Raw genomic sequence first — 20952 nt, forward strand, 5'->3', positions numbered from 1 at the left:
AATGAGCACGTGACCCGACTCCACGACACGACCTACCGAGGCTTCGCGAGCGACAACTACGCGGGCGTCCACCCCGAGGTGCTGCAGGCGATCGCCGACGCGAACGAGGGCCACCAGATCTCGTACGGGGAGGACCAGTACACCGAGCGCCTCGCCGACGTCGTGCGGCAGGAGTTCGGCGAGCAGGCCGAGGTCTTCCCCGTCTTCAACGGCACGGGCGCGAACGTGCTCGCGCTCACCGCCCTCATGCCCCGCTGGGGCGCCGTGATCGCGAGCGGCACCGCCCACATCCACACCGACGAGGGCGGCGCGCCCGAGCGCGTGAGCGGGCTCAAGCTCTTCACCGTGCCGACCCCCGACGGCAGGCTCACCCCCGAGCTCGTCGCGACGGAGGCGTTCGGCTGGGGCGACGAGCACCGCGCCCAGCCGCTCGCCGTGAGCATCACCAACACGACCGAGCTCGGCACGCTCTACACGCCCGACGAGGTGCGCGCGCTCGCCGACCACGCCCACGAGCACGGCATGGCCCTGCACCTCGACGGCGCGCGGGTCTGGAACGCGGCGGCCGCACTCGGCACCTCCCTGCGCGCCTTCACCGCCGACGCAGGCGTCGACATCCTCTCGCTCGGCGGCACCAAGAACGGGCTCCTCGGCGCCGAGGCGATCGTCGTGCTCGACCCCGCGCGCGTGGACGGGCTCACCTACCTGCGCAAGATGAACATGCAGCTCGCGAGCAAGATGCGCTTCCTCTCCGCCCAGCTGATCACGCTGTTCGAGGGCGGGCTGGGCATCCGCTCGGCCGCGCACGCGAACGCGATGGCCGCGCGCCTCCGGGCGGGCCTCGAGCGGATGCTCGCCGACGGCTCGGTGCCCGCCGACTCGCTCGGCTTCAGCCAGGCGACCGAGGCGAATGCCGTGTTCGCGGTGCTCGACAACGCCGTGGCCGACCGGATCCGGGAGCGCGTCCGGTTCTACGACTGGGATCGCGCGCGCGGCGAGGTGCGCTGGATGTGCGCCTTCGACACGACCGAGGACGACATCGACCGCTTCCTCGCGGTCGTGCGCGAGGAGCTCACGCGCTAGCGGCTCACTATTCGCGCTGGCGCAGTACGAACTGAGCCATGTGCGGAACGGTGAACGCCACCAGCCCGCGATCGGGAGAGTAGATGATGCCCTTCTCGATCAAGCTCTGACGGGATGGACTGAGCCGAGACGGGGGAACTCCCATCCGCTCGGCGACGACAGCGCTCCGGACCGGCGCATCTCCGCTCTCGCTCATCGCTCGCAGATAGTCACGCTCCGACCGCGTCGCGCGTTCCCATCGCGCCGGGAAGAAGCCCATGTCCAGCTCGGCGGTGCCGGCAACGATCGCGTCGGCAGCATCGGCCTCGGTAATGAGACGGTCACTAGCGATATCCCACACTGCCTGCCCGTATGTCTGCAAAAAGTACGGATAGCCCCCGGCCGCAGACACAATCATCGAGAGCGCTTGCTGATCGAAGCGCACTCCTCTCTCTTCCGCCGGTCGGGACAGTGCGGCGATGGACGCTTCCTCGTCGAGCGCCGCGATCGCGCGATAGTTGTACAGCCGCTCGGCGTACGACTTGCTCGCACTCAGTGTCGCGGGAAGCGATGGCAGCCCCGCCCCGATGACGTAGAACGGCCAGCCCCGTTGCCCAGCGCGATGCTGAACGGCGAGAAGCGCAGAGAGCAGCTCTGGATCGAGGTCCTGCATTTCGTCGACGAAGATCGCGAAGGCGCTCGCCGCCTTGCTCAGAGCAGGGGCGAGATCTTCGACGAGCTCTTCGAGATCGACATCGAGACGCCCGGAGTCAGCTCTCCCAGTTGCTGCGGGGACGTCGAATTGCAGTGTGGGGCCGGCGAGGGAGATCCCAAATGACTTGACAGTGCCCAGCGCAGACGACACCGCTCCGGATACTAGCTTCCCCCGCTGCAGCTTTCGTGCCGACAGCACCAGTGAACGCGCGAGCCGCTGCCTCACCGCCTCCCGGCCGCTCGCTTCTGTTCGTCCTTCAATTTCGACAATGAACCAGTCCGCTCGTTCAGCCTGATCTCGAAAAGAGTTCAGCAACACGGTCTTGCCTACTCCTCGAAGGCCGTGGAGCACGAGACCCCGACTGGGTCGTTGTCCCCTGGTCCGCGCTACGAGCAGATCGAATGCGTCGATTTCCGCTTGCCTTCCGACGAGAGCAGGCGGGCGCAAGCCGGAACCGGGAGAGAAGGGATTGAGCGCAGATTCCATCTAACTGAATATAGCAATGTCTATGTTTTTTCTTATATTGCTGCAGATATGTGTCGAAAGACCAGAAGGTCCTTGTTGCTCCCGATGGAAGCGCCGAACGCTGGTGCATCAATAGCGCGCACCCGAGTCGAACGACCAGAATGCGGAGATGTCCTCCGTCTTCGAGAGCCGCCCGTGGCTCGACCAGTACGCGCCCGGCGTCCCGCACGACATCGCTCCCGTCGCCCAGTCGCTCGTCGACATGATGGACGAGTCGGTGCGTCGCTTCGGCTCTCGCGTCGCGCTCGACTTCTTCGGCGCGGAGACGACCTACGCCGAGCTCGGCGAGCGCATCGATCGCGTGGCGCGGGCCCTGGCCGACCGCGGCGTGACGGCCGGCGACCGCGTCGCGCTCGTCCTGCCCAACTGCCCGCAGCACGTCATCGCGTTCTACGCCGTTCTGCGCCTCGGCGCGATCGTCGTCGAGCACAACCCGCTCTACACCGCCGCAGAGCTGAAGCACCAGTTCGCGGATCACGGCGCCCGCGTCGCGATCGTCTGGGATGCGACGGCGGCGACCGTGCGCAGCTTCGCCGACGAGCTCGGCGTCTCGACGATCTTCGGCGTCGACATGACTCGCGCCATGCCGCTCGGGACTCGGGCGATGCTCCGGCTGCCGGTGGCGAGGGCGCGCAGCTCGCGGGCCGCGCTCACCGCGGGCTCGCTGCCCGAGGGGGTCGAGCCCTGGGCCGCGCTCGAGCGCGGCCCGCGGCTCGCGCCCGGGCATCCGCGCCCCGCTCTCGATGACATCGCCGCCCTGCAGTACACGAGCGGGACCACCGGGCGACCGAAGGGCGCCATCCTCAGCCACCGCAATCTGCGCGCGAACGCCGCGCAGGGCCGCGCCTGGGTGCCGGGGCTCAGCGAGGGCGCCGAGGTCGTGTACGCGGCCCTGCCGATGTTCCACGCGTACGGGCTGACGCTGTGCCTGACCTTCGCGATGAGCATCGGCGCGCGGCTCGTGCTGCTGCCGAAGTTCACGGTCGAGCTCGTGCTCGCTGCCCTGCGCCGGACGCCCGCGACCTTCCTGCCCGCCGTGCCGCCGATCTACCAGCGGCTCGCGACCGGTGCGGCGGAGGCGGGCGTGAGCCTCGACGGCATCCGCTTCGCGATCTCGGGGGCGATGAGCCTGCCGGTGAGCATCGTCGAGCAGTGGGAGGCGGCGACCGGCGGCCTGCTCGTCGAGGGCTACGGCATGACCGAGTCGTCGCCCGTCGCGGTCGGCAACCCGATGGGGCCGACGCGGCGACCGGGCACGGTGGGCGTTCCGTTCCCGAGCACGGACATCCGCGTCGTCGACCCGGAGGACCCGACCGTCGACCGCGGCGTCGGCGAAGAGGGCGAGCTGCTGCTGCGCGGCCCGCAGGTCTTCCAGGGCTACTGGAATCGGCCGGACGAGACCGCTGCGACGCTCCTGCCGGGCGGCTGGCTGCGCACGGGCGACATCGTGACGGTGTCGTCGGACGGCTTCATCACGATCGTCGACCGCATCAAGGAGCTCGTCATCACCGGCGGGTTCAACGTCGCCCCGAGCGAGGTCGAGCAGGTGCTCGCCGCCCACCCGAGCGTCGAGAGCGCCGCGGTCGTCGGGCTCGCGTCGCCCCAGGGCGGCGAGGAGCTCGTCGCCGCCGTCGTGCTCGCCGAGGGCGCGACCCTCGACACCGAGGCCCTGCGCGCCCACGCCAAGCGCAGCCTCGCGGCCTACAAGGTGCCCCGTCGATTCGAGGCGGTGGATGCCCTTCCGACGTCGCTCATCGGCAAGGTGCTGCGCCGCGAGGTGCGCGACGAGCTGACGCGGAGGCTCGTGCGGTGAGCGGGCTCCAAGGGCGGCGGCGGAGGATGGGCGCATGACCGAGCCCGAGCCGCGCATCCTGCGCCCCGGCGATGCCGCGTACACGGTGGCCGACGATGCGCGGCGGCAGGGGCCGGTGCGCTCGGCCGCGGGCGCCGCGCGCGAGGCGATCCGTCGGAACCCGCGCCTCGACTCGGCCTACCGCACCGGCGTGAAGGTCGTCGGCGGCACGACCGTCGGCCTGGGCGTCGTGCTCATGCCGCTCCCCGGCCCGGGCGCCCTCATCGCGCTCGGGGGCCTCGCCATCCTCGGCACCGAGAGCCCGCGGGCGAAGAAGCTCAACCAGCACGGCGTGGCGATCGCGAAGAGGGCCGCGGCTGCGGCGCGCGCCCGTCGCGAGGCGCGACGCGCGCAGGACCCCCTCCGGGACGCCGGACGGACGGAGACCCCGCCCCGGGCGTAGCGTGGGGTCCATGCGATTCGGACTCTTCATCCCCCAGGGCTGGCGCCACGACCTCGTCGACATCGACCCGACCGACCAGTGGGCGGTGATGAAGCGCCTCGCGCTCCACGCCGACGCAGGCCGGTGGGAGTCGATCTGGGTCTACGACCACTTCCACACCGTGCCGGTGCCGAGCGAGGAGGCCACGCACGAGGCGTGGACGCTCATGTCGGCCTTCGGCGCCGTCACCGAGCGGGTGCGTCTCGGTCAGATGTGCACGTGCATGGGCTACCGCAACCCGGCGTACCTCGCGAAGGTCGCCGCGACGGTCGACCACGTGTCGGGCGGCCGCGTCGAGATGGGCATCGGCGGCGGCTGGTACGAGCACGAGTGGAAGGCGTACGGCTACGGGTTCCCCGAGATCGGCGACCGCCTGCGCGCGCTCGACGAGGGAGTGCAGATCATGCGGCAGGCCTGGACCGAGGGGCGCGCGACCCTCGACGGCCGCTACTTCCAGGTCGACGGCGCGATCGTGCGCCCGTTGCCGGTGCAGGAGCAGGGCATCCCCCTCTGGATCGCCGGCGGCGGCGAGAAGGTGACCCTGCGGATCGCCGCGCAGTACGGGCAGTACACGAACTTCGCCGGCGACCCGGAGGAGTTCGCGCGCAAGAGCGAGATCCTCCGCGGGCACTGCGAACGGCTCGGCACGAGCTTCGAGGCGATCACGCGCTCGTCGAACTTCAACACCGTCATCGGGCGCGACGAGGCCGAGGTCGCCGACCGCATTGCCGCGATCGAGGCGCGCATGGCGCGGTTCATCGGCGAGGAGCGCGCGACGAAGGCCGTCGCCGATCTGCGCAACGGGACCGGGCTCGCGGGCACGCCCGAGCAGATCGTCGAGAAGCTGCAGGGCCTCGAGAGGATCGGCATGACGTACGCGATCACGTACTTCGCCGAGGCCGCCTACGACACGAGCGGCATCGAGCTGTTCGAGCAGGAGGTCATGCCGGCCCTCGCCGGCTGAGCGGCGGATGCTCGGCGCGCGCGGCGACCGCGCGGCGGGCCGCCCCGCCCTCCCCCGCGTCGACGAGCACCGTTCGCGTCCGCGCGGCGCGTCGGCGCAGCGATAGGGTGGCTCTCCCCCTGAGCAGCGAGGAGCACGCGTGACCCCGACGACCCTCGGCGAGGCGGCCCTCGCGGGCATCCTCGCCGGCTACGCCATCGCGATCCCGGTCGGCGCGATCGCCGCGCTGCTCATCACGCTCGGCGCCCAGCACGGGGCGCGCACCGCGGCGGGCGGCGCGCTCGGCGCCGCGACCGTCGACGGCGTCTACGCGACCGTCGCGGTCATCGCCGGCGCCGCGGTCGCGCCGCTCATCGCGCTCATCGAGGAGCCGCTGCGCTGGATCTCGGTCGCCGTGCTGGTCGTGCTCGCCATCATGATCGCCCTGCCGGGCCTGCGACGGGCCCGCACTCCGGCGACCCCGCCGCCCGGCGAGGCGGATGCGCGGCTCGGCTCCGGCGCCCGCACGACGACCGGCACCCGCCGCACCACCGCCGTCCGGCTCTTCCTCACCGTCGGCGGGCTGACCCTCGTCAACCCGGTGACGGTCGTCTACTTCGCGGCACTCGTGGGCAGCTCGACGCTCGCGGCCGGCGCGAGCTGGGGCGCGCGGGCGGTCTTCGTCCTCGCGGCGTTCGCGGCCTCGCTCAGCTGGCAGCTGCTGCTGACGACCGCCGGTGCACTCGTCGGCCGCGCGCTCACGGGTCCCATCGGCGCGCGCGTGACGGCGCTCGCGGGCGGTGGGATCATCCTGGTGCTCGCGCTCCGCGCCGCCCTCGGTGCGTGACGGGGATCGGCGTTACGGGCGGAGGAGGACCTTGATCGCGCGGCGCTCGTCCATGGCCGCGTAGGCCTCGGCGACCTCGGCGAGCGGCAGCTCGAGATCGAACACACGACCGGGCTCGATCGTGCCGTCGAGCACGAGCGGGAGCAGCTGCTCGACGTAGTTGCGGACGGGCGCGATGCCGCCGGCGACTCCGACGTTCGTGCCGAAGAGGGTGCGGATCGGCAGCTCCGCTCCGCCGCTCGACACGCCGACGTAGCCGACGCGGCCGCCGGGGCGGGCAGACCGGATCGCCTGGTCCATCGACTCGGCGGTGCCGACGCACTCGAGCACGGCATCCGCGCCCAGGCCGTCGGTGAGCGCCTGGATGCGCTCGATGCCCTCGTCTCCGCGCTCGGCGACGATCTCGTCGGCGCCGAAGACGCGGGCGAGCTCCTGGCGCTCGGGGGTGCGCGACATCGCGATGATGCGCTCCGCGCCGAGCTGCCTCGCCGCGATGACGGCGCACAGGCCGACCGCGCCGTCGCCGACGACGGCGACCGTCGAGCCCGGCCCGACGCCCGCCGATACGGCGGCGTGCCAGCCGGTGCCCATGACGTCGCTCAGAGCGAGCAGGTGCGGCACCATCGCGTCGTCGACCGGGCCTGGCACGGCGACGAGCGAGCCGTCGGCGCTCGGCACCCGCACGAGCTCGCCCTGCGCGCCGTCGGCGAAGTGGCCGTCGCGGTCGTCGCGCCCCCACCAGTTGCCGTTCAGGCACGAGGGGCTCACGCCGTTGACGCAGTTGGCGCACGTCATGTCGCAGTCGTAGAACGGGGCGATGACGAAGTCGCCGGGCCTCACGGCGCTCACGTCGTCGCCGACCTGCTCGACGATCCCGACGAACTCGTGGCCGATGCGCCGCGGCTCCGTCGTCTCGGTGACGCCGCGATAGGGCCACAGGTCGCTGCCGCACACGCACGCCGCGAGGACGCGGACGATCGCGTCGCGACCGGTGCCGCTCAGCTGCGGGTCGGGCGCCTCCTCGAGGCGGATGTCGCGGGGGCCGTGGATCACCGTTGCACGCATGGGCACGAGGGTAGCGAGCCGGCGTGAGCGGTCACTGGGTGCGGCCGCGGGCGTGGCTTCCACGCCCGTGCACTCTCGCCGGTCTATCGGTCAGTCGTCGGGCGGCGGCCCGACCTCACCCGCAACACGTGACCGATAGAGCGCCTCCGGTACCGGAGCGTTTCCCGGCGCCGTTACCGGCGCCATTGCCTACAGCGTCGGCACGTCCTCCATGCGCGTCACCGCGAGGCCGTCCGCATCGCCCGGCGCGACGTCGACGCGAACGACGTCGCCGTCGTGGATCTCTCCGCCGATGATCGCGCGGGCGAGCGCGTCGTCGATCTCGTGCTGCATGAGCCGACGCAGCGGACGCGCCCCGTAGATCGGGTCGTAGCCGCGCTCCGCGAGCCAGGTGCGGGCATCCGGCGTCACCGCCAGCTGCAGTCGGCGATCGGCGAGACGGCGCTCGAGGCGGTCGATCTGCAGCGACACGATCTGGCCGAGGTCGTCGGTCGAGAGCGTCGAGAACACGACGATGTCGTCGAGGCGGTTCACGAACTCGGGCTTGAACGACTGCCGCACGAGGTCGTTGACGCCCGCGACCTTGGCATCCCAGTCGAGCGACGGGTCGATGAGCAGCTGCGAGCCGAGGTTCGAGGTCAGGATGAGGATCGTGTTGCGGAAGTCGACCGTGCGGCCCTGCCCGTCGGTGAGCCGCCCGTCGTCGAGCACCTGCAGCAGCAGGTCGAAGACCTCCGGGTGCGCCTTCTCGACCTCGTCGAGCAGGATCACCGAGTAGGGGCGGCGGCGCACGGCCTCGGTCAGCTGGCCGCCCTGCTCGTAGCCGACGTACCCCGGAGGGGCGCCGATGAGGCGCGAGACGCTGAACTTCTCCCCGTACTCGCTCATGTCGATGCGCACCATCGACTTCTCGTCGTCGAACAGGTAGTCGGCGAGCGCCTTCGCGAGCTCGGTCTTGCCGACGCCCGTCGGGCCGAGGAACAGGAAGCTCCCCGTCGGCCGGTCGGGATCGGATATGCCGGCGCGCGTGCGCCGCACCGCCTCGCTCACGGCGATCACGGCATCCTTCTGCCCGATGATGCGCTTGCCGAGCTCGGCCTCGAGGGTCAGCAGCTTCTCGGTCTCGCCCTGCGTGAGCTTGTCGACGGGGATGCCCGTCCAGGCGGCGACGACCGCGGCGATGTCCTCGTCGGTCACCTGGTCGTTGACCATGCGCGGGCCCGCCTCGACCGTCTCGGCCTCGGCGAGCTGCTGCTCGATCGCGGGGATGACCTCGTAGTTGAGCTTCGATGCCTCCTCGTAGCGCTGCTCGCGCATGGCGCGGTCGAGCTCGATGCGCGCGTCGTTGAGTCGCGTCTTGAGGTCGCCCATCGCGGTCAGCCCCGATTTCTCGGCCGTCCAGCGGCGCTGCAGGGCGTCGCGCTGCGCGGTCTTCTCCTTGAGCTCGTCGCGGAGCTTCGCCAGGCGCGCCTTGCTCGCCTCGTCCTTCTCCTTCTTGAGCGCGAGCTCCTCGATCTCCAGGCGCGTGACGGCGCGCTTGAGCTCGTCGAGCTCGACCGGGCTCGACTCGATCTCCATCTTGAGCCGGCTCGCCGCCTCGTCGACGAGGTCGATCGCCTTGTCGGGCAGCTGGCGGCTGGTGATGTACCGATTGCTGAGGGATGCCGCGGCCACGAGGGCGCTGTCGGCGATCGCGACCTTGTGGTGGGCCTCGTAGCGCTCCTTGAGGCCGCGGAGGATGGCGACCGTGTCCTCCACGCTCGGCTCGCCGACGTAGACCTGCTGGAACCGCCGCTCGAGCGCGGCGTCCTTCTCGATGAACTCGCGGTACTCGTTGAGCGTGGTCGCGCCGATGAGTCGCAGCTCGCCGCGGGCGAGCATGGGCTTGAGCATGTTCGCGGCGGCCACGGAGCCCTCGCCGCCGCCCGCCCCCATGAGCGTGTGGAGCTCGTCGATGAAGGTGATGACCTGCCCGTTAGACTCGTCGATCTCCTTGAGCACGGCCTTGAGGCGCTCCTCGAACTCGCCGCGGTACTTCGCGCCGGCGATGAGGGCGGCGAGGTCGAGGCCGACGAGCTGCTTGTCCTTGAGCGAGTCGGGCACGTCCCCGGCGACGATGCGCTGCGCGAGCCCCTCGACGACGGCGGTCTTGCCGACGCCGGGCTCCCCGATCAGGACGGGGTTGTTCTTGGTCCGGCGGCTGAGCACCTGGCTCACGCGGCGGATCTCGGCGTCGCGCCCGATGACGGGGTCGAGCTTGCCGGAGCGCGCGATCTCGGTCAGGTTGACGCCGTACTGCTCGAGCGCGGACTTCTGCTTCTCCTGGCTGGAGGGGGCGCCCTGCATGTTGGCCATGTGCGTGTGTTCCTCTGAACGGGGTGGACCTGGCCGCGGCATCAAAACCTGAGCCCGCGTGACTCAAGTTTACGGCCGGGCATGGCGCCCGCGCCAGGGGGAATGCACGCTCACGGCGAACGTGCGGCTGCCTGGGCATCGCCTCCGTGCGGGAATGCTCGCTCGCCCGAGCGCCTTGACCCCCGCATGACCACCATCGGAATCATCGGCTCCGGCAACATCGGCTCCCAGCTCGCCCACGCGCTCACGCGCATCGGCCACGACGTCGTCGTGGCGAACTCGCGCGGCCCCGCATCGCTCGGCGAGCTCGTCACGACCGTGAGCGAGCACGCGCGCGCAGCGGGTAGCGCGGCGAGCGCCACCGCAGGCACCGTCGAGGAGGCCGCGCAGGCGGGCGAGCTCGTCGTCGTGACCATTCCCCTCAAGGCCGTCACGGACATCCCCGCGCACCTGCTCGAGGGCCGCATCGTGATCGACACCAACAACTACTACCCGCAGCGCGACGGTCAGATCGCCGAGCTCGACGACGAGAGCACGACGACCTCCGAGCTCGTGGCGCGGCACTTCGCCGGCGCGCGCGTCGTGAAAGCGTTCAACCACATCCCCGCGACTGAGATCGCCGATCACGCGCAGGCGCCCGGGACGGAGGGCCGTCGCGCCCTCGCCGTCTACGGGGATGACACGGGCGCGGTCGAGCAGGTCAGCGGGCTCATCGACGCCATCGGCTTCGACGTCGTGAATGGCGGCGGGCTCGCCGAGAGCTGGCGGATCCAGCGCGACACCCCCGGGTACATCCCGAGCTTCACGGCCGAGGAGCTGACGGCCAAGCTCGCCGAGGCGAAGCGCTACCGCGACATGTGACACACCTCGCGGCGTCGGCGGGGCGCGCGGTCAGCGCCGCGTCGACGCCGTGACGGTGAACTTGGGCCCGCGCGCCACCTGGCGCGTGGGCCCGACCGCTCTCTCCAGGGCCGGCGCGTAGCGCAGGTGGGAGTTCCAGACGACCCACAGCTCGCCCCCCGGGCGCAGGACGCGCGCCGCATCGGCGAACAGCCGCAGCGCGATGCCCGTGTGCACCGCCGCCCCGACGTGGAACGGCGGGTTGAGCGCGATGAGGTCGGCGCTCGCGTCGGGCTGGGCTCCGAGGCCGTCGTCCTGCACGACCTCGATCTCGACACCGTTCGCGGCGGCCGTGAGCCGCGCGCTCGCGACCGCCGCCGCCGACACGTCGGAGGCGATCACCCGCGCGCCGGGGTTCAGCCGCGCGAGAGTCGTCGCGATGAGGCCGGTGCCGCACGCGAGGTCGATGACCGTGCCGGCGGCGCCCACCCGCGGGGCATCGTCGAGGGCGGCGATGAGCGCGCGCGCGCCGATATCGACGGATGCCCCCGCGAACGTGCCGGGGACCGCGACCACCTCGAGCCCGAGGCCGCCGTCCCGCGCGCGCGCCGGCTCGAGCTCGGCGATCTCCCCGGCGGGCAGCGGAGACCGCGCGACGAGCGCCCGCGCCTTGCGCCGCGCGAGGCTCACGTCGAGGCGGGCGAACGACCCGCTCAGCACGTCGTTGGCGCCGAGGCTCATGTGCTTGACCATGCCGGCCGCGAGGAGGGCGACGCCGGGGTCGGAGCCGCGGGCGACCGCGCGCGCGATCGCGTCGAGGGCGTCGAGGGCGCGGGGGAGGCGGACGAGCGCGAGACGGGCATCCGTCGAGGCGACCTCGGCGAGCGCGTGCTGCGTGTACGCCGCGAGCCCGAGCGTCGCGGCGTTCGCGGCGAGGGCGCGCTCGGCGACGATCGAGTCCTGATGCACGCGGACGTGTCGCGCGCCGAGGGCGAGGGCGCCGAGCGTCAGGGCTCCGTGGGTGTCGCCGATGACGACGACCTCGTGGCCGACGAGGGCCTCGGCGTGGTCGGCTGCGGCGAGCTCGAGCAGCAGGCGATCAGCGGCGTCGTGGGCGCGCAGCTCAGGCGACTCGAGGTCGGGGCGTCGGCGGACGGCCGCGAGCAGAGGGTCGAGGAGGTCGGCGCCGCCAGTCATGATCTCCGCTCCCCCACGGCGTCCACGCTAGCGGGGCGGCGCGTCCGCGGCGCGCCCGCGTCGGCCGTCAGCGCGCGTCGAGGAGCGCGCTGAGCCGCTGCTGCAGGTCGGCGGCGCGGAACGGCTTGATGACGTAGTCGTCGACGCCGGCCGCGAACGCGCGCGCCAGGTCGTCCTCGTGGGCCTTGGCCGTGAGCATGACGATCTTCATGCGGCCGACGCGTGCGTCGGCGCGGATCGCCCGGCACACGTCGAGGCCGGTGCGGGTCGGCATCATCCAATCGAGCACGACGAGGTCGAGCGGCTCGGCGAGGGCGATCGCGAGCGCGGAGTCGCCGTCGACGGCCTCGATGACCTGGTGGCCCAACTGCGTCACGCGCCGCGCGACGAGAGCCCGGATGTCCGGGTCGTCCTCCGCGATCAGAACACGCGCCATCGTGGGGCCCTTCTTTCTGGGCGCAGGCCGCTCCCAGGACTAGTCTCTGCCCATGAAGGCCGTTCACAAAATAGGGGCCGCGTCACCGCCGCCCGCGGGCGTCACCGTTCCGGCTCTCATCGAGCGCTCGCGGGAGTGGTCGCTCGCGCTCTACGTGATCGTCATCGCCGCGCTGTCGCTGCTGTCGTTCCTCCTCGGCTTCGCCTCGCTCTACATCACCGCGCCCGGGGCGGGGGTCGCGATCTGGTGGCCCGCCGCCGGCGTCGGCGCGCTCATCTACCTGCTGTACCGGGGCCCGCGCTGGCAGGTGTTCCTGCTCGTGAGCGCGGTGGGGCTGCTCTCGAACATCGCGGTGGGCCGCCCCCTGAGCTTCGCGCTCACCGCCGCGATCATCCTCGTCGTCGAGCTGCTCGTGTTCGTCATGGTGCTGGGCCCGCAGTCGCGCGGGGCGCTCCTGTCGACGATGCGGGGGCTCGGCCGGTTCCTCATCGCGGTGCTCGCCGGGGCGCTCACGATCGGACTGGAAGGCGCGGTCACGCTCTTCCTGCTCGCGGGCATCGACCCGCTCGTGTCGTTCACGGCGCTCCTGCCGTCCCACGCATCCGCGCTCGTGCTCATCGTCCCGCTCGCGCTCGTCCCGCTGCCGCGGGCGGGCGTTCGGACCTTCCTCGCTCGACGCATCGAGGGGGTCGTCCAGTTCGCGCTGACGGTCGCCCTCGGATTCGTCGTGTTCTCGCCGACCCTTCCGATCCCGATGCTGTTCACGCTCTTCCCGCTCTTCGCATGGGCGGCGTCGCGCTTCTCGCCGATCTTCGTCGTCGCCGAGCTGCTGGCCGTCGCGGCGATCGCGCCGACCATCACCGTCGCGAGCGGCGGGCCGTTCGGCTACTCGCAGGGCATCGAGAATCCGGGCTGGATCGTCCAGCTCTTCATGCTCTCGGCGGGCATCACGGCCCTCTTCCTCTCGGTCGTGCGGAGCGAGCGCGAGGCCCTCGCGACCGAGAAGGAGCGCCAGGCGGCCGTCATGCGCGGCGGCTTCCTCGGCTCGCAGGTCGGATTCCTCGTGCTCCGGTCGACGCCCGCCGAGGGCATGCAGGTCCTCGAGGCCAACGCGACGGCGACCGAGATCGTTGCGCGCGGATGGCTGCCGTCGGTGATCGGGAACTGGCTGGACCGCCCCATCGACGACCTCAATCGAGAGCTCACCCTCCCCGACGGCCGCAGCTGGCAGGTCTTCGGCAGCCTCGCGCCCTCGGCCCGCGGGGAGGTCATCGCGGGCATCCAGCTCGTCGACGTCAGCGACCACGTCGCGGCGCGCGAGGCGATGGCCCACGCCATCGACCGCGAGCGGGCCGTCGCGGAGGAGCTGCGCGCGCTCTCGCGGCAGAAAGACGACTTCGTGTCGGCCGTGAGCCACGAGCTGCGCACGCCGATCACGAGCATCCTCGGCTTCGCGGAGGATCTCGACGAGTCGGCGTCGCCCGAGGAGCACGTGATGACCGAGGTGATCGTGCGCAACTCCAAGCGCCTCGCTGGCATGGTCGAGCAGCTCCTCGAGCTCGGACGGATGACCGCGCCCAACCCCGTGGGGGCGACCGGCGCGGTACCCCTCAACCGGATCGTCGCCGAGACGGTGGAGGAGCAGGGCCACATGGCAGAGTCGGCGGGGGTCGTGGTGGAGACGCGTCTGCACGAGGCCTCCCCGACCGTGGTCGGCGACGAGATCTCGATCGGCCGCGTGGCGACCAACCTGCTCTCCAACGCGATCAAATTCACGCCGGCCGGCGGAATCGTCCGGTTGACGACATCGATCGACGACGAGTACGCGGTGCTCGCGGTTGACGACTCGGGCGTCGGAGTCAGCGCAGACGATCGCGAGCGGGTCTTCGAGCGCTTCTACCGCTCGAGCGACGAGGCGAAGCTCGCCGCTCCGGGAACGGGGCTCGGACTGTCCATCGTGCGGTCGCTCGTCGAGCTGCACGACGGAACGATCACGATCGAGGACTCGCTCCTCGGCGGTACCCGATTCGTCGTGCGCGTGCCGCTCGTCATGACCTCTCGAGAAGAGCAGCGATCCGTTCCTGGAGCTCGTCGGGCCGGAACGGCTTGATCACGTACTCGTCGATCCCGGCGTCGAACGCCGCCGCCATGTCCGTCTCCTGGGCACGCGCCGTCAGCATCAGGAGCCTGCTGGTGCTCGCCGCGGGATGCGCACGAAGCGCGCGGCACACCTCGAGACCGGTCAGGCCGGGCATCATCCAGTCGAGGACGATGACGTCGGGCGACTCCTCGAGAGCAAGTCGGTAGCCGTCCTCCCCGTTCATCGCGGTGATGACCTCATGGCCCGCTCGGACCAGGCGGCGCGTGATCAGTGCGAGGAGGTCGGTTTCGTCCTCGCAGACCAGAATCCTCGCCACGCTGGCCTCCTTTTCTCCCGAGGAACATTACTCTCAGCATCATGCGCATCCCCGGTCAGAGTCGACTGAAGCGCCAGGAGGACGCGCTCCTGGGCGCCTCCGGGCTGATCGAGCGGTCGAGGTCGTGGTCGCCATCGGTCTACATCGGCACGATCGTGTCGCTGGCGGGCCTCACCCTCCTTCTCGGACTGGCCGCCTTCGCCCTCACGCCGTCGAGCGGGTCCACCGCGATCTGGTGGCCGGCCGCGGGCACCGCGGCGATCCTCTACCTGCTGTATCGGGGGCCCCGATGGCAGGCCGTCGTGCTCGTCGCCGTGCTCGCCGGTCTCTCGAATCTCATCGTCGGCCGGCCCCTGTCGTTCGCGCTGGGGGGAACGATCGTGACCGGTGTCGAGATCGCGGTCTTCGGGGCGCTGCTCGGAGCCCAGGCTCGCGTGGCGATGCTGGCAAGCACGCGAAAGCTCCTGCGATTCGTCGCCGCGGCCCTCGCCGCCGCGGTGTCTGTGGGCGTCCTCGGCGGGATCATGTTCCTGCTCCTGGTGAACGCGAACCCGATCGACACGTTCGCGACCCTCGTGCCCTCGCACGTCTCGGCCCTCCTCCTCATCGCGCCGCTGGCCCTCGTGCCTCTCCCCCGGCAGACGACGCCGCAGGGGTGGGAGCTCGCCCTGCAGATCGCGTCGTCCGCGGCGGCCGCCGCCGTCATCTTCCTCACGCCTCAGAGCGGCAGCCTGAGCACGCTGGCCCTGCCCTTCCTGGGTTGGGCGGCCGTGAGATTCCGTCCGATCGTCGCCATCGCCCAGGTGCTGGCGCTGAGTGTGGTCACCACCGTCGCGGCAGTGCTGGGGTCCGGCCCGTTCGTCTCCCCGGGCACGGCTCCGCCGATCGCCACCCTGGTGCAGATCTATCTGCTCTCGATCGCCGCGACGATGCTCTTCCTCATCGCATCGCGCAGCGAGCGAGCCGAGCTGCGCGCGCAGAATGAGCGAAGCGAAGCGCTGCTCCGCGGCGGCTTCATCGGCTCGCGCGTCGGATCGCTGTTCGTCCGCACCGACGACCTCGATGGGCCCGACATCATCGAGATCAACGAGGTCGCCGAGAATCTCGTTCGCGGTCAGTGGTTCGAGAATCTGATCTCGGAGTGGGTGAGTTCGGGATCGGAGGACATCTCGAGCGAGATCACTCTCGACAACGGCCACATCGTGCAGGTCTTCGGTCGTCGCGTTCCGACCGAGTACGGCGAGTCCATCCTCGCCGTGCAGCTCGTCGACGTCACCGACCTGGTGCGCGCGCGCGAGAGTCTCGAGAAGACGGTGACGCTCGAGAGGCAGATGGTCGACGAGCTCCGCAAGATCTCCTCCCAGAAGGACGATTTCGTCGCCGCTGTCAGCCACGAGCTGCGGACGCCGATCACGAGCATCGTCGGGTTCTCCGAGGAGCTCGACGAGTCGGCGAATGAGGAGCAGCGCGAGTACACGACGATCATCCGACGCAATGCGCGACGACTCACGGAGATGGTCGAGGAGCTGCTTGAGCTGGGGCGCATGACCGCGCCGAACCCCGTCAGAGACCGCAGCGACATCGACGTCGAGCCGGTCATCCGCGAGGTCATCGATGACCAGACGATGAGCGCGCGCGCTCGGGGGGTCACCATCACGTACGCGCCGTCCCTCGCAACGAGCATGGTGAGCGGGGACGTGAACGCCCTCAGCCGCATCGTCACCAACCTGCTGTCGAACGCCATCAAGTTCACGCCGGAGGGCGGCGTCGTGGAGGTCAGAACGGAGATCCACGACGAGGGCGCCTCGCTGACGCTGTTCGTCGACGACTCCGGACCGGGCATCAGCGACGCCGATTCCCTGCATGTCTTCGATCGCTTCTTCCGCAGCGAGAGCGCGGAGAAGCGGCTCACGCCGGGGACGGGCCTCGGGCTCTCGATCGTGCGCTCGCTGGCGCAGCTTCTCGGCGGGACCGTGGAGATCGGCAGGTCCGCTCGAGGAGGCGCCCGCATCGCGGTGACGCTGCCCAGGGTCCAGGAGACGCAGGCCGTCTAGCTCCGCCGGAGCGGCCGCCAGACGACGAGCTGATTCGCCTTCTGCGCGCGCGTCCCGGCCCGCAGCGTGACGACCTCGCCCTCGGCTCCTGCGGCGAACACGCGCCGACCGGGCTTCGCGAGCAGCTCATCGGCGAGGGCGGTCTCGAGCTCGCGCACGCGCGACCGCAGCGCCTGGTTCTCGTTCTCGAGCTCGAGGATGCGGCGGATGCCCTCGAGGTTGAGCCCCTCGGCGCCGAGCCGCGCGATCTCGCGCAGCTGAACGACGTCGCGCATCGAGTACCGCCGGCTCTGCCCCGCCGTTCGCGTCGGCGACACGAGACCGAGACGGTCGTACTGCCGCAGCGTCTGCGGGTGCATGCCCGCGAGCTCGGCCGCGACCGCGATCGCGAACAGCGGGGTCGACTCGTCCATCACCGTGCTCCTTCCTCGCACCACGGCATCGGCGTCATCGCCGGTCAGCCCTTCGCCCTCGCGAGCAGGTCGTCGCGCGGGTTCTCGTCGCCGAGGGCCTTCGCGAACGCCTCGAGCTTCTTCCTCGCGTCGGCGCTGAGGTTGCCGGGCACCGCTACCTGAACGGTCGCGAGCAGGTCGCCCGTGCCCTTCGGCGTCGTGACGCCGCGGCCCTTCACGCGCAGCACGCGTCCGCTGGGGGTGCCGGGCGCGACCTTGAGCCGCACCGGCTCGCCGCCGAGGGTCGGAACCTCGATGGTCGCGCCGAGCGCGGCCTCGTGGAAGGTGACGGGCACGTCGAGCCGGAGGTCGAGCCCGTCGCGGGCGAACACCGGGTGCGGGCGCACGGTGACGCTCAGCACCAGGTCGCCGGGGTCGCCCCCGGTCGTGCTCGCCTCGCCCTTGCCGCGCAGCCGGATCTTCTGACCATCGGCGACGCCGGGCGGGATCTTCACGGTGAGCGGCCGGCCACCCTCCCGCTCGAGCTGGACGGTGTCGCCGTGGATCGCCGTGAGGAAGTCGAGGGTCACCTGGGCTATCTGGTCGCGGCCCTTCTGCGGCCCCCGGCCGAATCCGGCGGATGCTCCGCCGGCGCCGAACTGCCCGCCGAACATGCTCCCGAAGATGTCGTCGAAGCCCGCGGACTGCGCACGCCGACCTCCCGGGGCGCCGCCGCCGAACATTCCGCCGAAGACGTCCTCGAAGCCGCCGGGCTGCCCGCCCGCCGTGAACCGCGCGCCCGATCCCATCGCCCGCAGCTGGTCGTACTCGGCGCGCTCGGACGGATCCGAGAGCACCGAGTACGCTTCGCTGATCTCCTTGAAGCGCGCCTCGGCTGCCGCATCACCCGCGTTGGAGTCGGGGTGGTACTGCCGCGCGAGCTTGCGATAAGCCTTCTTGAGCTCGGACTCCGAGGCGGTCCTGGGCACGCCGAGGACCGCGTAGAAGTCCTTGTCGAACCAGTCGTTGCTGGCCATCGGCGCCTACCCCTCGGGCGTGAAGACGGCGACCTTGGCAGCGCGGATCAGGCGGTCGCCGAGGATGTAGCCGACCTCGATGACATCGCCGACGACGTTGCTCGTGACGTCGGGCTTGGGCAGCTGCACGAGGGCCTCGTGACGGTTCGGGTCGAAGGGCTCGCCGATCTCGCCCACCTTCGCCAGGCCGTAGCGCTCGAAGCCGCTGCGCAGCTTCTGCGCGACGAGCTCGAGCGGGCTCCCGGCGAGGTCGCCGTGCGACTCGGCGCGATCGAGGTCGTCGATCGCGGGGAGCAGCGTGCGGATGACCTCGGCGATGTTCGCCTCGCGGTTGGCGGCGCGGTCGCGCTCGACGCGCGTACGGAAGTTCGCGAGCTCCGCCTCCGCGCGCGCGGCGCGGTCGCGGTACTCGGCGATCTCCTTCTGCCCGGCCTCCGAAAGGATCCGATCGATGTCCGCATCCAGGCTCGCCCCGGTCTCGGAGACCTCCACGTCGGCATCCTCGACCGCGAACAGCTCCTCGATCGTCTCCGCGTCGGTCGGCGCGCCGTCCTCCGCGAGGGGGGCCTCGTCGGCCTCCCCCGCGGCGGGGGCCGTCTCGGGCTCGGGCGAGCCGTCGGGGCCGAGGTCGATGACCTTCCCGGTCTCGTCATCGATGCGGCGTCGCCGCTTGATGACGGGCTTCTGGTCGTCGTCGCCGTCGCGCTTGCGGGCGGCCATGACTACTTCTTGTCCTTGTCGTCCTCGTCGTCGACGATCTCGGCGTCGACCACGTCCTCGTCGCTCGAGGAGCTCTGCGGCTCGGAGGCCGCCGACTCCTCGGCCTGCGAGGCGGCGTAGATCGCCTCGCCGAGCTTCGTCTGCGACTGGTTCAGGGCGTCGTAGGCGGTCTTGACCGCCTCGTCGTCGGTGCCGGCGAGCGCCGTCTTGAGCGCGTCGACATCCGCCTGCACCTCGCCCTTGACGTCGTCCGGCAGCTTGTCGGCGTTCTCGGCGATGAGCTTGTCGATGGAGTAGGCGAGCTGCTCGGCGCTGTTGCGCACCTCGGCGGCCTCGCGACGCGCCTTGTCCTCGGCGGCGTGCTCCTCGGCCTCGCGGACCATGCGCTCGATGTCCTCCTTCGCGAGCGACGAGCCGCCCGTGATGGTCATCGACTGCTCCTTGCCGGTGCCCTTGTCCTTGGCGGAGACGTGGACGATGCCGTTGGCGTCGATGTCGAAGGTGACCTCGATCTGGGGGATGCCCCGGGGCGCGGGCGCGATGCCCGTGAGCTCGAAGGTGCCGAGGTTCTTGTTGTCGCGCGTGAACTCGCGCTCGCCCTGGAAGACCTGGATCGCGACGGACGGCTGGTTGTCGTCGGCCGTCGTGAAGGTCTCGCTGCGCTTGGTGGGGATGGCGGTGTTGCGCTCGATGAGCTTCGTCATGATGCCGCCCTTGGTCTCGATGCCGAGGCTCAGGGGGGTCACGTCGATGAGCAGGACGTCCTTCCGCTCGCCCTTGAGCACGCCGGCCTGAAGGGCGGCGCCGACGGCGACGACCTCATCCGGGTTCACGCCCTTGTTGGGCTCCTTGCCGCCGGTGAGCTTCTTGACGAGCTCGGTGACGGCGGGCATGCGGGTCGAGCCGCCGACGAGCACGACGTGCGCGATGTCGGCGACCTTGACGCCGGCCTCCCGGATGACGTCCTCGAAGGGCTTCCGGGTTCGCTCGAGGAGGTCCTTCGTGAGCTCCTCGAACTTGGCGCGGGTGAGCGACTCGTCGAGGTTCGCGGGTCCGTTCTCGGTGAGCGAGAGGTACGGCAGCTGGATGTTGGTGCTCATGGAGCTCGAGAGCTCCTTCTTCGCCTGCTCCGCGGCCTCCTTGAGGCGCTGCTTGGCGATCTTGTCGTTGCTGACGTCGACGCCCGTGGTCTCCTTGAAGCGCTGGATGAGGTAGCTCACCACGCGTCCGTCCCAGTCGTCGCCGCCGAGGCGGTTGTCGCCCGCGGTCGCGCGCACCTGGATGGTGGAGAAGTCGTCGTCCTTGCCGACCTCGAGCAGGCTCACGTCGAAGGTTCCGCCGCCGAGGTCGAAGACGAGGATGAGCTCGTCCTCCTTGCCGCGGTCGAGGCCGTAGGCGAGGGCGGCCGCGGTGGGCTCGTTGATGATGCGCAGGACGTTGAGGCCCGCGATCTCGCCGGCCTCCTTCGTCGCCTGGCGCTCGGCGTCGTTGAAGTACGCGGGAACGGTGATGACGGCGTCGGTGACGCTCTCGCCCAGGTACTGCTCGGCGTCGCGCTTGAGCTTGGCGAGCGTGCGCGCCGAGATCTCCTGCGCGGTGTACTTCTTGTCGTCGATCTCCTTCTTCCAGTCGGTGCCCATGTGGCGCTTGACGGAGGCGATCGTGCGGTCGACGTTGGTGACGGCCTGGCGCTTCGCGGTCTCGCCGACGAGCACCTCGCCGTCCTTGGTGAAGGCGACGACCGACGGGGTCGTCCGGAAGCCTTCGGCGTTGGCGATGACGGTGGGCTCGCCACCCTCGAGCACGGAGACGACGGAGTTGGTGGTTCCGAGGTCGATTCCGACGGCACGGGCCATGGGGGTTGCTCCTTCTGAAGATCGGGTGCACGGGTGAACTTGAGCCGTGCAATGTCAAGTTTGAGAACGCGGATGCTCGCTGTCAAGTCGAGCAGCCCCGAACTTGCGCCATCCCGACTCAATTCTCAGGCGGGAGCGGTGCCGTGTTCGCGCTCAGCGTGCGCTCGAGCCGCGTGGACACGCGCCTCGGCGCGTCA

The 20952-nt window shown here is 70.8% G+C and carries 18 protein-coding genes; 8 read left to right on the forward strand and 10 right to left on the reverse strand.

Features of this window, described 5'->3' with window-relative positions:
* The first annotated feature begins 9 nt into the window (after positions 1–9).
* Positions 10–1083 (forward strand): low specificity L-threonine aldolase, encoded by a 1074-nt coding sequence (locus tag ASC54_RS02380; RefSeq protein ID WP_055857838.1) that lies wholly within the window; start codon positions 10–12, stop codon positions 1081–1083.
* 7 nt (positions 1084–1090) lie between these two features.
* Here ASC54_RS02380 and ASC54_RS02385 read toward each other — a convergent pair whose 3' ends face one another.
* Positions 1091–2263, reverse strand: a complete 1173-nt coding sequence (locus ASC54_RS02385) for an AAA family ATPase (RefSeq protein WP_055896446.1) — start codon at positions 2261–2263, stop codon at positions 1091–1093.
* Positions 2264–2411: 148 nt separating this feature from the next.
* Here ASC54_RS02385 and ASC54_RS02390 point away from each other — a divergent pair, with 148 nt between their 5' ends.
* The 4 genes from ASC54_RS02390 to ASC54_RS02405 all read left to right on the forward strand — a co-directional run bounded on the left by ASC54_RS02390 (position 2412) and on the right by ASC54_RS02405 (position 6386).
* Entirely contained in the window at positions 2412–4115 is a 1704-nt protein-coding gene (locus tag ASC54_RS02390) for a long-chain-fatty-acid--CoA ligase (protein ID WP_055896449.1), read from the forward strand.
* 34 nt (positions 4116–4149) lie between these two features.
* Positions 4150–4557 carry a PGPGW domain-containing protein gene (locus ASC54_RS02395; protein WP_082514798.1) on the forward strand — a complete coding sequence of 136 codons (408 nt, stop codon included), beginning with the start codon at positions 4150–4152 and terminating at the stop codon, positions 4555–4557.
* Positions 4558–4567: 10 nt separating this feature from the next.
* A complete protein-coding gene (locus ASC54_RS02400) occupies positions 4568–5560 on the forward strand; it encodes an LLM class F420-dependent oxidoreductase (protein ID WP_055896452.1) in 993 nt (330 codons plus the stop codon).
* 139 nt (positions 5561–5699) lie between these two features.
* Positions 5700–6386 (forward strand): LysE family transporter, encoded by a 687-nt coding sequence (locus ASC54_RS02405; protein ID WP_055896454.1) that lies wholly within the window; start codon positions 5700–5702, stop codon positions 6384–6386.
* Positions 6387–6398: 12 nt separating this feature from the next.
* Here the strand turns inward: ASC54_RS02405 and ASC54_RS02410 are convergent, their stop codons facing one another.
* A complete protein-coding gene (locus ASC54_RS02410; protein ID WP_055896457.1) occupies positions 6399–7451 on the reverse strand; it encodes a zinc-dependent alcohol dehydrogenase family protein in 1053 nt (350 codons plus the stop codon).
* 189 nt (positions 7452–7640) lie between these two features.
* The gene (locus ASC54_RS02415; RefSeq protein WP_082514799.1) at positions 7641–9806 is read right to left on the reverse strand and encodes an AAA family ATPase; all 2166 of its coding nucleotides are present in this window, start codon (positions 9804–9806) and stop codon (positions 7641–7643) included.
* 186 nt (positions 9807–9992) lie between these two features.
* Here ASC54_RS02415 and ASC54_RS02420 point away from each other — a divergent pair, with 186 nt between their 5' ends.
* Positions 9993–10667, forward strand: a complete 675-nt coding sequence (locus tag ASC54_RS02420; protein WP_055896459.1) for an NADPH-dependent F420 reductase — start codon at positions 9993–9995, stop codon at positions 10665–10667.
* Positions 10668–10697: 30 nt separating this feature from the next.
* Here ASC54_RS02420 and ASC54_RS02425 read toward each other — a convergent pair whose 3' ends face one another.
* Positions 10698–11843 (reverse strand): class I SAM-dependent methyltransferase, encoded by a 1146-nt coding sequence (locus tag ASC54_RS02425; RefSeq protein WP_055857823.1) that lies wholly within the window; start codon positions 11841–11843, stop codon positions 10698–10700.
* A 67-nt stretch (positions 11844–11910) separates the two neighbouring features.
* On the reverse strand, positions 11911–12279 hold the full coding sequence (locus tag ASC54_RS02430) for a response regulator transcription factor (protein ID WP_055857821.1): 369 nt from the start codon (positions 12277–12279) through the stop codon (positions 11911–11913).
* Positions 12280–12331: 52 nt separating this feature from the next.
* Here ASC54_RS02430 and ASC54_RS02435 point away from each other — a divergent pair, with 52 nt between their 5' ends.
* Positions 12332–14389 (forward strand): ATP-binding protein, encoded by a 2058-nt coding sequence (locus tag ASC54_RS02435; protein ID WP_055857819.1) that lies wholly within the window; start codon positions 12332–12334, stop codon positions 14387–14389.
* On the opposite strand, the gene ASC54_RS02440 is transcribed toward ASC54_RS02435, so the two are convergent.
* The gene (locus ASC54_RS02440; protein ID WP_055857816.1) at positions 14328–14696 is read right to left on the reverse strand and encodes a response regulator transcription factor; all 369 of its coding nucleotides are present in this window, start codon (positions 14694–14696) and stop codon (positions 14328–14330) included. The genes ASC54_RS02435 and ASC54_RS02440 overlap by 62 nt on opposite strands.
* 41 nt (positions 14697–14737) lie before the next feature.
* On the opposite strand from ASC54_RS02440, the gene ASC54_RS02445 reads away from it, so the two are divergent.
* Positions 14738–16750 (forward strand): ATP-binding protein, encoded by a 2013-nt coding sequence (locus tag ASC54_RS02445; protein WP_055896462.1) that lies wholly within the window; start codon positions 14738–14740, stop codon positions 16748–16750.
* Here the strand turns inward: ASC54_RS02445 and ASC54_RS02450 are convergent.
* The 4 genes from ASC54_RS02450 to dnaK are packed head-to-tail and all read right to left on the reverse strand — an operon-like array spanning position 16747 to position 20755.
* Positions 16747–17163: a heat shock protein transcriptional repressor HspR gene (locus tag ASC54_RS02450; RefSeq protein ID WP_055857813.1), complete on the reverse strand. Its 417-nt coding sequence runs from the start codon at positions 17161–17163 to the stop codon at positions 16747–16749. The two genes, ASC54_RS02445 and ASC54_RS02450, sit on opposite strands and share 4 nt — an antisense overlap.
* 44 nt (positions 17164–17207) lie before the next feature.
* Positions 17208–18179 (reverse strand): DnaJ C-terminal domain-containing protein, encoded by a 972-nt coding sequence (locus ASC54_RS02455; RefSeq protein ID WP_055896464.1) that lies wholly within the window; start codon positions 18177–18179, stop codon positions 17208–17210.
* Positions 18180–18185: 6 nt separating this feature from the next.
* Entirely contained in the window at positions 18186–18899 is a 714-nt protein-coding gene (locus tag ASC54_RS12540) for a nucleotide exchange factor GrpE (RefSeq protein WP_082514800.1), read from the reverse strand.
* Positions 18900–18901: 2 nt separating this feature from the next.
* Entirely contained in the window at positions 18902–20755 is a 1854-nt protein-coding gene (gene dnaK, locus ASC54_RS02465; protein ID WP_055857809.1) for a molecular chaperone DnaK, read from the reverse strand.
* Between the last annotated feature and the right edge of the window lie 197 nt (positions 20756–20952).

The sequence above is a fragment of the Yonghaparkia sp. Root332 genome, from assembly GCF_001425665.1.
Taxonomy (GTDB): Bacteria; Actinomycetota; Actinomycetes; order Actinomycetales; family Microbacteriaceae; genus Microcella.